Here is a 15,401-nt window from a genome sequence, read left to right on the forward strand (position 1 = left end):
CTGGGGATGGAGAATATGTGCGAAAATTTGATTTAGCAGCGGAAATTTGATTATTATTGCAAAATCTTAATTCTATTGACTTGCCGGCAAACCCCTCTTCCTTCACCCGCAGCAAAAAGCGGCCTCCCCAGGAAGACCGCCAGCTGCTGTTCAATTAGACGATTTCACGATCCCAGTGACGGTGCACCGAAATCGCTTTTTCGAACGCTGCAGCGAATTGATCCGAAGGCTGTCCGCTGACCACGCCAGGCATATTCGCCATTTCCTGAGCCTCAATCCACTTCTCGCCTTCATGAGTGGCGCCGATTGGTTTAAAATGCTCAAATGCTTCCTGAAGAAAGGCAGCAGCTTCGCGGTAGAATCGCTTGCTTACATCATTTCCGCCAACTGCATAGATTGCATCAAATAAGACGGAGTCGCTTGTTAAAAAGGTATGTTCAACTTTAAGCTCCGTTCCATCCGTGGCTTTCAGCTTCCCAAGCTTGTTGCTCACGATTTCAGGCTGGATGCCGGCAGCCTTCAGCTTTTCCAGAATCGCTCCGACTTCCGCTCCATTAAACCCGTCATCCACGAGTACTCCAACCTTGCGGGTAGCCGGACTTTTCACCGTATTTTCCTGGCTTAAAGCCGGAGACGATTTCGTTACCTGGGATCCGCCCTGCTGAGGAGGCTCCACTCCGATGTTTTCTGCAAAGCCTTGAGCAAGCTCCAGGCTTACATTTGAGAACATGTCAACAACCTGCTTCTGAACGGATTCGCTTTTCACTTTACCAAGCTCAAAGCTGAACGCATCGATCAAATGCTGTTTTTCAGGCTTGCTCATGCTATTCCAGAAGAGAGCAGCCTGAGAGAAATGATCCTTAAAGCTATCGCTTCTCGCCCGGACTTTATAGCCCTCCACTCTTTCCTGATAGTGAGCATAGCCGCCCTCTTCCACACTTGCAGGAGCCGGTGTGTTCGCTGCAAGGGAATTTTTATGATAGGCAACCTGGCCGCGGTTTATTGTATGCCTGCCATAGCCATCACGCTGATTGTTGAAAAACGGACAGACCGGCCGATTGATCGGCAGTTCATGGAAATTGGGACCGCCAAGACGGATTAGCTGGGTATCGGTATAGGAAAACAATCGTCCCTGAAGCAATGGATCGTTGGAAAAATCGATGCCGGGAACAACATGGCCCGGATGGAACGCCACCTGCTCCGTCTCTGCAAACACGTTGTCCACATTGCGGTTCAACGTCATTTTCCCAATCATTTTAACCGGGATCTCTTCCTCCGGCCAAAGCTTCGTCGCATCTAATATATCAAAATCAAATTTGAATTCTTCCTCTTCCCCGATCATCTGAACACCAAGCTCATATTCCGGGTAATCGCCATTTTCAATGGAATCATAGAGATCCCGGCGATGGAAATCCGGATCCTTGCCGTTGATTTTCTGTGCTTCATCCCATACAAGTGAATGCGTGCCGAGAACAGGCTTCCAATGGAATTTAACAAATCTCGATTTTCCTTCTTCATTTACAAACCGGAACGTATGAACACCGAAGCCTTCCATCATGCGCAGGCTTCTAGGAATCGCACGGTCGGACATCGTCCACATGACCATGTGCGCTGCTTCCTGGTTGTTGGCGACAAAATCCCAGAATGTATCATGAGCCGAAGCAGCCTGGGGAATTTCATTATGAGGCTCAGGCTTTACTGCGTGGATTAAATCCGGGAACTTAATTGCATCCTGAATAAAAAACACCGGAATGTTGTTTCCTACCAAATCATAATTGCCCTCTTCTGTATAAAACTTCGTCGCAAACCCCCGGGCGTCACGGACCGTTTCAGCTGAACCGCGGGAACCTGCGACGGTTGAAAACCGGACAAACACAGGGGTTTTAACGGATGGATCCTGTAAAAACCCTGCGCGGGTATATTCTTTCATAGACTCATAGACCTGAAATTCACCATGAGCCGCAAAGCCGCGCGCATGGACGATCCGCTCTGGTATCCGCTCGTGGTCAAAATGCGTCATTTTTTCACGAAAATGGAAATCCTCCAGAAGCGTAGGTCCGCGTTCTCCAGCCTTAAGTGAAAACTCATCCTCCGAAACCTTGAGTCCCTGATTTGTTGTTAGCTTTTTGCCTTCATCATCAACCCGGTACTGCTCCAGCTGTTCATCCTTGCGATTGCTCAAATTTGCCACCCCTTTAGGTAAGTATGTAAAAAAATGCGTTTTATACAGTACCCTTTGCCGGGAGAGGGGAAACAGGGAATTTTTCGTAAAGGGGGCCCTTATTGGGGGTTCGAATGGCTTTGAACCCGTCCCATACGGAGTTCTAGAGAGATGGCGGCAGGCGAATACGGTCGAATTGTGTCGAAAAGTCGATATCTTCTTCAATTCGGTCGATATATATATAAAATAGCCGATATATTCTTATTTCGGTCGATATATTGTCCGAATCGGCTGATAAACTCTCAAAATAGCCGATATCCTCTTCTGTAGGGCCCCACCGCGCCCTCTAATACCTCACTCCTGACCATTTAGGGACACTGCTCTACATTTTACTGAGTTTCCTAATAAAAAACTCGTCCTTCACACTCAAAGGACGAGTTTGGGCCGGTCATTCCCACTTAAATGTATAACTTGCCACAATAAATGCTCCTACAAGCCAGCATCCAAGGATGAGCGCTTCGCTCCCGAGTGTCATAAACGAGGCTCCGACGTTCATTACTTCTCTCAAGGCATGAGAAAGATGGGAGATCGGCAGCGCGTAGACGATCGGCTGCAGAAAATCCGGCATATCCTGAATAGGGAAAAAGACACCCCCGAGAAAGAGCATTGGGAAGGACAGGAAGCCCGCAATGGGTGCAGCGCTTTCCGGTGTTTTCGCAATTCCTGCAATGATAAAGCCAACAGCCATGAAGGCGAGTGTTCCCAAAATGACGAAGCCGACCAGCACCAGCCAGGAGCCGCGGACTTCGACGCCAAAAACGAGCTGGCCGATTAAAAGGACAAGCAGCGCCTGCAGACCATTCAAAAACAGGCGGGCCGTTATCTGGGCAGCAATGAATGTGGAGGCTTTCAGCGTCGTTCCCTGCATCCTTCTCAAAATGCCGCGTTCTCTCCAGGCTGCAATCTGCCCGGCTACTCCGTTCATATTGTTGCTCATAATCATCATGGCAACGATTCCCGGTACAAGGAAGTCAATGTATTTCAGGTTTAGTGTTTCGACTCCTTTTGGTTCTGTTACGATAACCGGTTTGTAGTCCGCCTGCTCTTTGCTGATCTGGTCGACTGCGCCGTTTACAAGCTGTAGGCCTATTTGGGAAACGTTTGCGTTCGTTTCATCATAGTAAACCGGAAGCTTGAAAGGGGCGCCCTGGCCAAGTTTTTCCCCATACCCATCAGGTATGACAATCGCAATCTGCAGGTTCCCGTTTTTCACTTCATTAAATGCTTTTTCTTCATCTGTTTCTTTTTCCGTTTTCATTGCGTCGTTTTTCTGTAAAGCTTCCATAAATGCTTTTGATTCAGCGGATTGGTCTTTATCTATTACACCGACTGCAACGGACATGCCTCCCCCATTTCCAAGGAAAGATCCGAGCATCACCATGAGGAAAATCGGAAAGGCGAGTGTCCAAAACAAGACCTGCCGGTTCCGGATAAAAATCCGCAGCTGGGTTAACGTTAATTGCCAATAAGCCTTCATGCCTCCCTTAAACTCCTTCCCGTCATATGTATAAAGACATCCTCAAGCGTTGCGGTCCGAATCTGCAGATCAGCAAGCTTCAAGCCGCGTTCATCAGCCCTCTGGATAAGGCTTGTCAGCGTTGCCTGCAGCTGATCGGTGTATAGGATGGTCGCATCCTTCTGAGATCCCACCTGTTTCACACCTTCAATCCGATCGAGGTCCAGTTCGGCCCCCTCTTCTTCAAAACGAAACTCCACTGCGTTCTCGGAATGAAGGCTGCGAACAAGCTCCTCAGGAGTGTCAAGCGCAATCAGATTTCCCTGATCCATTATGGCAATCCGGTCACAGAGTACATGTGCTTCATCCATATAATGAGTCGTCAGCACAACCGTCTTTCCCTTTTCCTTCAATTTAAAAATAATATCCCATAACGTTCTTCTCGCCTGCGGATCCAATCCGGTTGTCGGTTCATCCAGGAAAATGATCCACGGATCATGGACGAGCGCCAAAGCAATCGCAAGCCGCTGCTTCTGGCCTCCTGAAAGGCTTTTAATCCGGCTGTTCGTTTTATCTGTCAGCAGCATGTCTTTAATTAATGGCTCAATCGGAATGTGTTTTTTATAAAAACTCGCATACAAATGAAGAATCTCTTCCACCGTCAAGAGCTCAAAAAGCGTTGTGGACTGAAGCTGCACCCCAATGACTTCCTTCACGTTTTTCAAATCCCGTACCACATCAAATCCGCCTATATCCGCTGCCCCGCGATCCGGCTTCCGGAGCCCGACGAGCATTTCAAGCGTTGTCGTTTTTCCTGCCCCATTCGGACCGAGAACGCCGAAAACTTCTCCCTTATGCACTTCAAATGTTATTCCATTCACAGCCGTGAAATCCCCGTACGTTTTCACGAGGTCCTTTACGCTGATGATTGATTCCTCCATTTTTCACACTCCAAAATGGGACAGTTTTTTGCTGCCCCGAAGATCTTTTCATAGATAAGTATTCTTTCTTATATCGGCTTATCCCTCTATTTTTTATTTTTCAACGACATCCCTTTTTCGTGAAGCGCTTCCTGAATCAGTCCAATTGCTTTTGGCCCCATTCCATGAAGGGTTGACAGCTCTGCTTCACTGACTCCGTTCAGCTGTTCGAGTATTGTATACCCTGCTCCTTCAAGAGCTCTTACTGCTGGTTTGCCAATCCTCGGGAATTCCTTCTCCTGACTCATTGTACAGTCTCCTTTCCTTTATCTGTTCTAAAAGCATCTTCAGGAACTTATTAAAAGCCGGGGCTATTTCCGTATAAATCCACGAATGGTCCGTGTAATCTTCTGTCACCTTTAAAACCGGGGGATCTTTTTTTGTATGACGATAATCAAGGACTATCCAGTTATGATAATCACTCCAGAGCGGGACGATCCCTTCCGGAAGAGCTGCCTCATGGAAAGCCTCTCTTAATGAAAGCATGCTTGGATCATCGTTCATCATGTGAATCGGGTAAATGCCGGGGAGGGAATCTTTTTCTCCTTTATCAGGAAGCACAAAATTCGGATAAGCGAGACTGCCTCCATTCCTGATTTCCATCAGCTGAATGAGCTCCCGAGGAAGCTTAACTTTTAATAGATCTTCCGCCTCTTTCAGTACCTGATCGTTGAATGGGTAAACAGGTTCGGAATGACACCCATTCTCTATCCAGAAATTTTGTCCGTGGTAATATTCTATAAGCATTCAGCCACGCCCCTTTCCCTTACTATAATTCAAAAAGAGCCGGGCAGTTAGTATTTTTTAGCCTTTTAAGGTTTGGTGTTCTGGCTGGCTTCCGCTTCATTCACCCGGACATATATCCTTTAGATCGATACGATTATACAAAGAAAACCCCCGGTATGCTTCAAGCTAAACCAGGAGTTTTCCATTCCGCTATTCTCTTTCAGCCGGACTTTTTCAGACAGCAGCCTTCATCCTTTACTTCCGAATCTTTATCATTTCATCTGCTACAAACTGCACAGAGGTCCCGACGATCACCTGTATGCTGTTGGCACCGACAATATTAATCCCGGGCACACCGGTCGATTTGATTTTTGCCTGATCAACCGCCTTCATGTCCTTCACTTCAATGCGGAGACGGGTCACACAGTTATCAATGGACGTGACGTTTTCGTCTCCGCCCAGTCCTTCGTAAATGCGTGCTGCCTGGATGGCAAATTTGTTTCCTGCTGCAGCTTCTGCAGATGGAGCTGCCTCGGCAACCGCTCCTTCCAGTTCCTCATCATCCTCACGGCCAGGTGTCTTGAAATTAAATTTGGTAATCAGGAAGCGGAAAACGAAATAATAGACAGCTGCAAATGCAAGTCCCTGAATAAGCAGCATATAAGGAAGGTTCGCCAGCGGCAGCGTGGAACTTAATAAAAAGTCAATCAATCCCGCACTAAAGCCGAAGCCTGCTGTCCATTGAAACAGGGACGCAATCGCCAGGGAAATCCCAGTCAATGCCGCGTGGACGAGATAAAGAGCAGGTGCTGCAAACATGAACGCAAACTCAATCGGCTCCGTAACCCCTGTTAAAAATGCAGCAAAACCGGCCGCAAGCATTAGAGAAGCGACTTGCTTTTTCTTCTTCGTTTTAGCGGTATGATACATAGCAAGCGCCGCAGCCGGAAGCCCGAACATCATCACCGGGAAAAAGCCCGCCTGATACATGCCGGTTACACCCTTCGTCCCTTCCCCGGACCAGAAATTTCCGATATCATTAATCCCGGCAACATCAAACCAAAACACAGAGTTCAGCGCATGATGAAGTCCGAGCGGGATGAGCAAACGGTTAAAGAACCCATAGAGTCCGGCCCCAATGAACCCTAGATCACTTATGGATTTACCGAATGAAACCAGTCCGGAATACACAACCGGCCAAACAAATAAAAGCACCAAAGAAATGACAAGCATCGACAATGCCGACATAATCGGCGCCAGCCGCCGTCCGCTGAAAAAGGCAAGGGCATCAATCAGCTTCACCTGGCTGAATCGATTATACATAATAGACGCTATAAGTCCGGATAAAATCCCGATAAAAGCATTATCAATTTTTCCAAAGGCAGCATTCACTTCCTCAGGAGGAATGCTCTGAAGCATCGCGACAGAATCGGCTGATAAAACAGTCGTTACAACGAGGAATGCTACAAGTCCGCTTAAAGCCGCCGCCCCGTCCCGGTCCCTCGACATTCCCAAAGCAATTCCGACCGCAAACAAAATTCCCAAATGGTCAAGGATTGCCCCTCCGCCCTTAATCAGAAACGCTGCGATCTGGTTACCTGCTCCCCATCCATCGTGATCAATCCAGTATCCTACACCAAGCAAGATTGCCGCAACCGGCAGGACAGCAACCGGAAGCATCAATGACCGGCCTATTCTCTGCAAATATTTCATCATGCTCCTTCTCCCCCTATTCTTCTCTATTGTTTGTTATCGCATGATCCTCCACTTTCTCCCTCTAACCTGTAAGCTTTTGTCCCACCCCCTTATCAGACTATGCTTAAGGTTTATACCATTATGTAAGCGTATACATATTTTATCATATTAATCTTTACGTTTTCGGAATACGGAGAGAAAGTCCTGAAAAAAAGATCCGGCCTGTATTTTTCAGGAGGTTTTCATGAGGTGGTCTCCAGTTTGCCGGCCGGGTTGTCCTTACGGAACAAACGGCCCTCGCTGATCGTTTCCTGCGTTTTTATCTTTTATCGCCACGTTTTTCCCCGATATCATTACCCTCCCGTTTGGAAGTCATCGCCGCAATTCACCTGTCGGACTGGCGGCAGCGGCCTTTTAGAGAATAGGAAACTCAATGAGGCTGCTTCAAATCCATCTTCTAAGCTGAAAGACAAAGATTGTCATCACTGTACTTAAAGAAACGAAAATACGAATAAGACTATTTAGGGAAATCACCCCAGAAATAAAAAGCGTAAGCAAACTAGTCAAAGCGTACAAAGGAATTCATGCTTTTAATACAACTACAGTAATAATGAGAGAGAACATGGAAATAAACGAAAACGAAGAAATAACAGAGATGACATCCTGACAGGTTGTGAACCAGTAAATGTATTTTTTTCTTTTCGTACGTTCTCCTCATCAAATTGTTCTAATTGCTTACCCATCATAGAATGAGAAAGGGAGCCGCTTCCATTTATTGTCTTAGGCTGGACACCAAAAAAGCCAGGAAAAACAAAATGTCTCTCCTGGCCCGGATTACCCTTCCGTTCTATATCGGTCATGCGCCGGACTGAAAATGTCCTCGCTCGTTTCCCGTACAATTGAAAAATTGTCAACGTTATAATGCCCGTGGAGCACCTGATTGTGATGCTGAATAATCTGTTCCCCTGTTAATACAGCCGAATCCCTGGTGGAATGCCCATCTTTAACGAGCGTTACATCAAATCCTGAGACGGTTGCGGTTCTCACTGCAGTGTCAACGCAATGCTCAGTCTGGCACCCCATAATGACGAGGTGCTGAGTCTCTTTTACTTGCAAATACTGCAGTAAGGGGGTGCCGTAAAAGGAATTGGTCGCTTGTTTATCAAAGACGGCAGCTTGGTCGGGCACGCGAATTGCCGGATGAATGTCAAAGCCCGGACTTTCCCCCTCGGCTACATCCTTATCCCGGATGAAAATAAGGTCGATGCCCAGCTGCTCTGCTTTTCCAATGAGAGTGTTTATGTTCTTCAGCAGGATCTCTTTGTTAACCACACTTTTCTCGTTCTCATTTCCTTCAATTAGTTCTGCTTGGGCATCAATGATTACTAGTGCTTGCTTCACTGGGCAGACCCCCTCTTTTAAGAGATTCACAGAAGCTGATTTCTATATAGAACCCAGTTTCTCCTTCAATTGCAGCCGGTTATCTTTTATTTTATCAAAGTACTTTGTAAACTCAGACTCACCTGAATAGGAAATATACAGGTAATCCTTGGACCGGGTCATCCCGATGTAAAGAAGAGAGACTTCTCTTTCTTTGTTTTTCTCCAGAGCAAACGGCATGTTTTCAGCATTCACGACAAAGACCGCCTGGAAATCAAGGCCTTTGCTGCTATCGATCGTACTGATCATAACTCTCTCCTGTTCTTTCTCATATCCTCTTTTGCTGTCGGCATTTTCCGTCAGCCAGAAATTTGGGATGCCTGCGGCTTTTAATTCCTGCTGTATTGTTTCAATGATATTCTGGTTAAATGTTCGTTTCACCCGATAGAGAATAAGCATTTCGGAATATGGCACACCTTTTTCAGCATGCAGTCTTTTCATCAGCTTCGCAGCATGTCCCATTTCCTCTTTTAAATTCCTGCATTTAGCAATAATCGGCTCTGGCCCTTTTCTTCTCGTACTTTGCGGGGATATGATTTCTTCTCCCTCGATGGAGCCTTTCACCACTTTATTTTTCAGCGCCGAATGATTTTGGTAAAAGTTCCAGGCGAACTTTACAATCTGGGCTGTATTCCGGTAATTAATGGAGAGAATTTTAGACCGGCCCTGGAAGCTCAAACCCGTGTCCTGTACATAGGAACGCTTCCGGGAGTAAATGTTTTGAACGCGGTCTTCGACCAACAGGAGCATTTGAGTATCCGGATTTAGCATAGAACTTGCAAGCGCGAGCCATTCCGGTTCAAAGTCCTGCCCTTCATCGATCAGGATGGCATCATATGCAGGAAGAATGGTCTCCCCCGCTGCAAGCTTTTGCGTAAACATAGGAATTTGTTTTTCACTGATCTTCAGTTCCTGCTTCAGCCATGCATGAAAATTGTACACTTCGATATTTTTCATAACACTGTCATTAGATGCGCTGATCTGGTCAAAATCAAACAAGCTATCCGGCTCATTCATTTTAGCCTGAATCATATGGCGAATTTCCTGTGCAAGGGAGATGTTGTAGCACAGCACAAGTATTTTCCAGTCAGGATGCTGCTTGGATAGATACTTTGCTCTCGCAGATAAAATCAACGTTTTTCCGCTTCCTGCAACTCCGCGGATCAGACGGTTTTTATCCCCAATCTGCCTCGCCAGATTCTCCTGATGCAGATCCATCGTCTTGATCTCATGCAAGGATAGAAGGAGCTGGTCCTGATAGGGAACAGGTGCTTTAAACTCTGCGCTGATTCGCACTTCAGGGAATAAATGATAGCGGATAGCATCAATCTCTTCTTTACCTAGAGGTTCTTTCAGGCGAAAAGGTACGACAAACATTCCCATAATTTTTTCAATGAGATTCTCCTCAGAAAACCCCTCTTTGTCCGGATCGATTTCGTCCCTGGTAAGCACTAGATTCGGGTCACAAACCGAGTATAGGCTTTCCCTTACAAAGAAATCCTGCTTTAGTCTAGTAAAAACCGCCCCATATCCAGTCGGAAACTTTAATTTAAAGCGGTAGGGACCTTCCGTTTGGATTAAGTTCTTATCCTTTTGAAGCGCATTTGTAATATGGAACATATAGTCCCTTGCCTGTTTAAGCGGGCTCTTAACAGAGGCCTGTTCTCCTTTAGTGTTTACAATCGTCCAAGTATCTGTGTTTACTTGAAAAATAGTCGACTGTGTATAATCCTTAACTTCAAGAACCACTAACCCAAGGTCCGGCCCGATAATAACAAAGTCCGGGTGCCTCCCATGTATTTCTGGTTCATAATAAACGATATAGTCATCAGGAAGGTATGTCTTCAAGGTCGTAAATAAAAGCCTCTCACCGGCTGTGGCAGTTGATCGGATCGTTTCGGGTACGGTATAAGCCAATGCATTTCACCCCAGCATAATCAATAGTTACATTTATCATATACCATTTTAACCAGTAATTGTCGTTTATTGTAAAAATTAAGCCAAGTTTTGGATACCGTTAAAAAGAAAGCCGGTAAATGATAAATTTTTCAGCGGGATTTAGTTCATAGAGCTCGGGTACATACACTTCCTCTTTCAATTCATAGGCTGTCTGGTTTTCTAAAAAAAGGATGTATTCCTCAGATGGATAATACAGGACTAGCTCCGTTTCCCTTGGCGAATTCTCCACAGATACCAAGATATTATTCACGATTTTAATAAACACCTGAATTGAGAACGGATTAAAAAAGTAGAAGCGGTTATCTTCTTCAGTGATTTGATACTCTTCTGCCAGGCAGCAATGAAATTGGATGCTGCCTTTGTTTTTTTTCGTTTTCTTCCCATAGCGCTCCAGATTTTCCAGCGCGTTTTTATATAAGCCTTCATTCATTTCGATTCCGGTGACGGCCGCGTTAAAATGATAATGAATATAGAAAATCAGCCGGCCCATCCCGCAGCCGAAGTCGACAACGTGATCGCTGCTTTCAAGCTGATAATACTCAAATAATGCATCCAGTGCCCGATATGGGGTAGGCTCGTAGCGATGATAATGGTAATGGACGGCTTGAAGGATTTCTTTTTGATTTCTACCGGTTTTTACATTCATGATGTGATCATAGTACGCTTCCTTCATCGGGTCACTCCTATTAAACCTTAGTTCCCATATTATCTCCCTGGATTGCCCTCAATGCAATGAACGTCCACTGCCTTGGGAGTGTTTATTTTAAAGGATTCAGACCGATATCTTAAAAAAATTCTTCGTCTCGGTAAACATAAGGAGGTTCCCGGAAGGCATCAATTATTGCCTGTACAAATCGAATGATGATAAATTTCTACTTCATAACTGCAGTCACCTTATGGAGAAGTCTGCACCATTATTCCGCTTCGGATGGAGGAGCAGAGCCGATTGCGACCATTCCGCTGGATTCCTTTTCTGGAGATGCAGCGGTTATAGGGGTTTTTTCACTTTGGGGATTGTCCCAGCTGATTGTTGGACTTATGTGGGGTGACCCTGTTTCGCTACAAGTCACTCATCCCGCTCATGTATGCACTTCTCGTCGTGGAATACACTGGCCGGCTGCATATGGAAGCTTTAGACCGATTCCTGCTGCTGGGACCGCGCCAGGAGGGGTCGTGACTTTGCCTATGATTCTGATCGGAAATCTCATGCTCGTTTTGTCCATTTGTGAACGCAAGGCACTTAAGGAAAACAGTGAGCTTGAGGAGCAGCAGCTTACAGAGACTTCGGCACTGCGGATTTTGTCGATTTTCCTCGAAAAGTCGATATATAAAAATAATGGCCGATATAACCGAATAATGGCCGATATCCTGAAAAAATAGCCGATATCTATAAAACTTGACCGATAAATTGAAAAAATGGCCGATAACCTTTCTCAGTCCCTTAAAAACAGTCTGCAAAAAGCAAGACAGAGACTCATATTGGGTTCCAGTGAGTGAATCGCAATGCCAAATATGTAAACTACGTATTTAGTCGTTTAATAGGCTCTCAAACTGCCTCAATTCCTCCTCAGCCGGTGCTCAACCGATAATGTCCCCATGCTTTTTCAGCGCCTGGTTCCTTTTTTCTGTGAGACTGACATGAAACACCCGCTTATCCTCCATGGATTGCACCTTTTTGACATACCCCATTTGTACCGCAGGATTCCCTAGCTGGTGCACTGCATCGATGGAATGTTGAATGTGAGTTTTGAGGTCCTCTCTTTTACTTCTTAAGGTATTCCTACAGATTCCAAATGAAGCCATTGGAATCTGTATTTCATCCACCTGCTAAATAATAAAAAAACAAGCTCCACTAATTTCAGGAGCTTTCCACCTTCGGCAAAAGAATAACAATTTCCGTGCCACTGCCTTTTTCGCTGAACACGCTAATTTTCCCTTTAAAGGAGCGGACAATCTGAAAACTTACCATCATTCCAAGTCCTGTTCCATTTTCTTTTAAAGAATAGAACGGAGAACCAAGCCTGTCGATTTGTTCCTGGGTCATGCCGATTCCATAGTCCTTAATAACAATCCTGATCTTTTCATCATCCTCAGCCGAACAGGTAACCACGACGATTCCGCCATCTGGCATGGACTCGATCGCATTCTTTAGGATATTGATAAAAGACTGATTCAATTTTTGCGGATTAGCATAAATCCAGCAGTGATCAGGAATATCCGTTTTCATTTCAACATTATGAGTAAGCGAGTAGCTTTGAAGAATATTGATTGCACGCTGCAACTGAAGACCTGCGTTCATCCTCACACTTGTATCCATTAATGGTTTTCCGAAGGCTAGAAAATCATTTATGATTTCATTTGCCCGGTCCAATTCTTCAATGGATATTTGAAGATATTCCCTCTTTTTATCAGGCAAGTCCGGTTCATGTAAAAGCTGCAGAAAGCCCCGGGTAACCTGCATAGGGTTCCGGATTTCATGGGCAAAAACACTAGCCAGCTCACTTATTACCCTCAGTTTTTCAGCATTCAGCATTTCCGACCGGAGCTGGTGAATCTCCCTGACTGTCTCATATAAGACAGTGAGAAACCACGCAGACCCAACGGCAAAAACAAGATAAATCAATTGCACTTGAAGATCATTGATGGAAAAACCCCTTAGCAATCCGAATAGGACAGAGCCAATTAGGCTGTAATATAAGGAAAGCCCCACTGCAATTTTAATCCTCTTATCCTTCTTCGCAGCTGCAAACGATTTTTGGAAATACAAGAGGGCCGGCAGCGCGAACAGTAAAACCAGAACAGTATTGTAGAATCCTAAACTGATTCCAAAAGAGAGCCGGTAAAGGATGATGAGGGCTGATAAGAATAGAGATGTCCAAAAGCCGCCATATAAACTCCCGAATAACAGAGGAATGATTCTTAAATCCAGTCGGGCATTTTGGCCAAAATAGACCGGGTAAGTCATGCAGCATAGAATGGATATCCCCCATAAAACAGCCATGATTATCTTTCTGTTCCTATCACTCTTTATTTTTTCTGTAACAATCATAAAATAAGAAAAAATAGGAATGACCATGAGGGTAAGCTGAAATAAGAAATCCTTTATTATACTCATATCGGGACCTTCTCCATTCGTTATATAGGAACAATAGTCTATGAAAGTTTCATACAACTAAGCTGAGGATATATCAATAAGGCTGATTTACAGGAAGCTGCGCATCAGGATAATCCTGAGGGCTGGCCCCTGAAGATCCTGCTGCACTTTAAAGTTATCACAATTTTCCGTCTGGCAATACTATCAGGGAGGGATTTATTTTCAACTCTCTCATTTTCCTTCATATAGAACACATAAATTCGACTTCCTTTTCACAGCAAAATAAAAAAGCATAGAATGCATTCCATGCTTCTTAAAGCCACTACCTCACGTATTCTTCCACACCGCAGCATATTTCTTTTGATACTTGATGTCTTCCTCTTTTGCGATCAGGCCGTGGGCTGATTGTTTGATCTCTTCTCTTTTGACTTCATCATATAAAAGCCTGAGGCCTTGAATGATATCAAACCGGATCAGTGTGTGGTTTTTTTCTTCCCTGCAGCTTGTAAACCGGTCAGTAAAGTGCTCCAGAACTAACCTTTGCTGCTCTTTGCCGGCCAGCCCTACTCTCCAAATGACCTGGAGGCTGTGCCTGGCCGTAACAAATTTCGGATCCTTCGCTGCTTCCCACAGCCTTGAAAAATCACGGAGCATTCTTTTTTCCGGATCACTGATGGCCAGGCGGGCAAGGAACTGGGCAGCACGGGACCTGCTGTGAGGATCAGGGCTGGATAGATCCTGCAGCAGCTGTTCCCAGACTTCATATGCCCAGTCCACTTCTTTTTCTGTCTCGGACAGCAGATTCTGATAGGCAGCGTATTGAACTTCCTTGTCCTTTGACTTTAAATCATGAAAATACTTCTGGATGGATACGTCCATCTGATCATCACCTGCCTGTATACGTTTGCAAAAACACTTTCGCCGGTCACCGCAAACCCATTTCCCTCTTTCTAATCAGTATACCATTCAGGCTGTCCCCGCGGCTTTCGCTTATCTTTCCATCATCTATCGAATCTACCTATACCTTCTTTCCCTTCTATGAATACAGTAAAGAGACATGTAGTCATAAAATACACAACATGGGGAAGTTAGAACATGAAAATCATTTGTTTCGGTGATAGTTTGACAAGGGGCGTCTCTTTTGTGAAGGGAAGGCTAAGAATCATACGCAGGAATTACCCCCACTATCTGGAGGAAACCCTTCTCTCTTCTGGAAAACCACCACGGACCGTCATCAATAAAGGGGTGTTCAACGATGACTCCGACTCTCTATTGAAACGGCTGGAAAAAGATGTGCTTGAAGAAGAGCCCGATTACGCCATCATCGGGATTGGAGGGAACGATTGCAATTTTGATTGGAAGGAGGTGACAAAGAATCCGGAGGCCGAACATCTGCCCATCGTACCGCTCAGCCGGTACCTTAGCAATGTAAACATGATGATAAGCAGACTGCAGGAAGCCGGAATCACTCCAATCATCCTAACCCTTCCTCCGCTGGATCCCGTTCGCTACTATTATTATTTATACAATCAATACGGAAGCTCAATCGGCCACCTGATCAGTTTAAAGGGCGGCATGGAATATTGGCATGGCATGTATAACCTCCGCTTAATCGAGCTTGCCCAAGAAAGGAAGGCTGCGGTTATAGATGTCAGGACAGCATTATATCAAGCGGGGCCTCTTTCTGAACTTATCAGCGAGGACGGCATCCACTTAACATCAGCGGGGTATAAAGTCGTTGGGAGGGAGATTGCGAAGTTTTTTAATGGCAATCCACAGTAAACATTTTTGAGATGACCTCAATAATTCATATAAAAATAGACCTCAGGC

Annotated in this window: 13 protein-coding genes; 2 read left to right on the top strand and 11 right to left on the bottom strand. The window is 45.3% G+C overall.

Annotation, left to right across the window (positions count from 1 at the left end; all coding sequences use genetic code 11):
• Positions 1-154: 154 nt before the first annotated feature.
• The 9 genes from ACQCV8_RS11640 to ACQCV8_RS11680 all read right to left on the bottom strand — a co-directional run bounded on the left by ACQCV8_RS11640 (position 155) and on the right by ACQCV8_RS11680 (position 11,150).
• Entirely contained in the window at positions 155-2,182 is a 2,028-nt protein-coding gene (locus ACQCV8_RS11640; RefSeq protein ID WP_426844800.1) for a catalase, read from the bottom strand.
• Positions 2,183-2,609: 427 nt separating this feature from the next.
• Complete coding sequence (locus ACQCV8_RS11645; protein ID WP_426844801.1) at positions 2,610-3,698, bottom strand: ABC transporter permease; 1,089 nt, start codon at positions 3,696-3,698, stop codon at positions 2,610-2,612.
• A complete protein-coding gene (locus tag ACQCV8_RS11650) occupies positions 3,695-4,618 on the bottom strand; it encodes an ABC transporter ATP-binding protein (protein WP_426844802.1) in 924 nt (307 codons plus the stop codon). Before ACQCV8_RS11650 ends, ACQCV8_RS11645 begins: the two co-directional genes overlap by 4 nt.
• A gap of 86 nt (positions 4,619-4,704) precedes the next feature.
• The gene (locus ACQCV8_RS11655; RefSeq protein WP_426844803.1) at positions 4,705-4,905 is read right to left on the bottom strand and encodes a DNA-binding protein; all 201 of its coding nucleotides are present in this window, start codon (positions 4,903-4,905) and stop codon (positions 4,705-4,707) included.
• Positions 4,850-5,404: an SMI1/KNR4 family protein gene (locus tag ACQCV8_RS11660; RefSeq protein WP_426844804.1), complete on the bottom strand. Its 555-nt coding sequence runs from the start codon at positions 5,402-5,404 to the stop codon at positions 4,850-4,852. The genes ACQCV8_RS11655 and ACQCV8_RS11660 overlap by 56 nt, the downstream gene beginning before the upstream one ends.
• A gap of 234 nt (positions 5,405-5,638) precedes the next feature.
• Positions 5,639-7,099 (bottom strand): N-acetylglucosamine-specific PTS transporter subunit IIBC, encoded by a 1,461-nt coding sequence (gene nagE, locus ACQCV8_RS11665; protein ID WP_426844805.1) that lies wholly within the window; start codon positions 7,097-7,099, stop codon positions 5,639-5,641.
• An 813-nt stretch (positions 7,100-7,912) separates the two neighbouring features.
• Positions 7,913-8,479 carry a cysteine hydrolase family protein gene (locus tag ACQCV8_RS11670; protein WP_426844806.1) on the bottom strand — a complete coding sequence of 189 codons (567 nt, stop codon included), beginning with the start codon at positions 8,477-8,479 and terminating at the stop codon, positions 7,913-7,915.
• A gap of 42 nt (positions 8,480-8,521) precedes the next feature.
• Positions 8,522-10,435: a 3'-5' exonuclease gene (locus ACQCV8_RS11675; RefSeq protein ID WP_426844807.1), complete on the bottom strand. Its 1,914-nt coding sequence runs from the start codon at positions 10,433-10,435 to the stop codon at positions 8,522-8,524.
• Positions 10,436-10,535: 100 nt separating this feature from the next.
• Positions 10,536-11,150, bottom strand: coding sequence for a methyltransferase domain-containing protein (locus ACQCV8_RS11680; RefSeq protein ID WP_426844808.1), 615 nt, complete (start codon positions 11,148-11,150; stop codon positions 10,536-10,538).
• 506 nt (positions 11,151-11,656) lie between these two features.
• Here ACQCV8_RS11680 and ACQCV8_RS11685 point away from each other — a divergent pair.
• Positions 11,657-11,857 carry a hypothetical protein gene (locus tag ACQCV8_RS11685; protein ID WP_426844809.1) on the top strand — a complete coding sequence of 67 codons (201 nt, stop codon included), beginning with the start codon at positions 11,657-11,659 and terminating at the stop codon, positions 11,855-11,857.
• Positions 11,858-12,335: 478 nt separating this feature from the next.
• Here the strand turns inward: ACQCV8_RS11685 and ACQCV8_RS11690 are convergent, their stop codons facing one another.
• On the bottom strand, positions 12,336-13,592 hold the full coding sequence (locus ACQCV8_RS11690) for an ATP-binding protein (protein WP_426844810.1): 1,257 nt from the start codon (positions 13,590-13,592) through the stop codon (positions 12,336-12,338).
• A gap of 306 nt (positions 13,593-13,898) precedes the next feature.
• Complete coding sequence (locus tag ACQCV8_RS11695) at positions 13,899-14,450, bottom strand: hypothetical protein (protein ID WP_426844811.1); 552 nt, start codon at positions 14,448-14,450, stop codon at positions 13,899-13,901.
• A gap of 216 nt (positions 14,451-14,666) precedes the next feature.
• Here ACQCV8_RS11695 and ACQCV8_RS11700 point away from each other — a divergent pair, with 216 nt between their 5' ends.
• A complete protein-coding gene (locus ACQCV8_RS11700; RefSeq protein ID WP_426844812.1) occupies positions 14,667-15,353 on the top strand; it encodes an SGNH/GDSL hydrolase family protein in 687 nt (228 codons plus the stop codon).
• The last annotated feature ends 48 nt before the right edge of the window (positions 15,354-15,401 follow it).

Source organism: Metabacillus sp. 84 (assembly GCF_050107715.1).
Taxonomy (GTDB): Bacteria; Bacillota; Bacilli; order Bacillales; family Bacillaceae; genus Metabacillus_B.

Coding starts and splice junctions, on each gene's coding strand:
- ACQCV8_RS11690 (WP_426844810.1), bottom strand. CDS start 13,592: ATGAGTATAATAAAGGATTTCTTATTTCAGCTTACCCTCATGGTCATT.
- nagE (WP_426844805.1), bottom strand. CDS start 7,099: ATGATGAAATATTTGCAGAGAATAGGCCGGTCATTGATGCTTCCGGTT.
- ACQCV8_RS11645 (WP_426844801.1), bottom strand. CDS start 3,698: ATGAAGGCTTATTGGCAATTAACGTTAACCCAGCTGCGGATTTTTATC.
- ACQCV8_RS11680 (WP_426844808.1), bottom strand. CDS start 11,150: ATGAAGGAAGCGTACTATGATCACATCATGAATGTAAAAACCGGTAGA.
- ACQCV8_RS11695 (WP_426844811.1), bottom strand. CDS start 14,450: ATGGACGTATCCATCCAGAAGTATTTTCATGATTTAAAGTCAAAGGAC.
- ACQCV8_RS11660 (WP_426844804.1), bottom strand. CDS start 5,404: ATGCTTATAGAATATTACCACGGACAAAATTTCTGGATAGAGAATGGG.
- ACQCV8_RS11700 (WP_426844812.1), top strand. CDS start 14,667: ATGAAAATCATTTGTTTCGGTGATAGTTTGACAAGGGGCGTCTCTTTT.
- ACQCV8_RS11655 (WP_426844803.1), bottom strand. CDS start 4,905: ATGAGTCAGGAGAAGGAATTCCCGAGGATTGGCAAACCAGCAGTAAGA.
- ACQCV8_RS11650 (WP_426844802.1), bottom strand. CDS start 4,618: ATGGAGGAATCAATCATCAGCGTAAAGGACCTCGTGAAAACGTACGGG.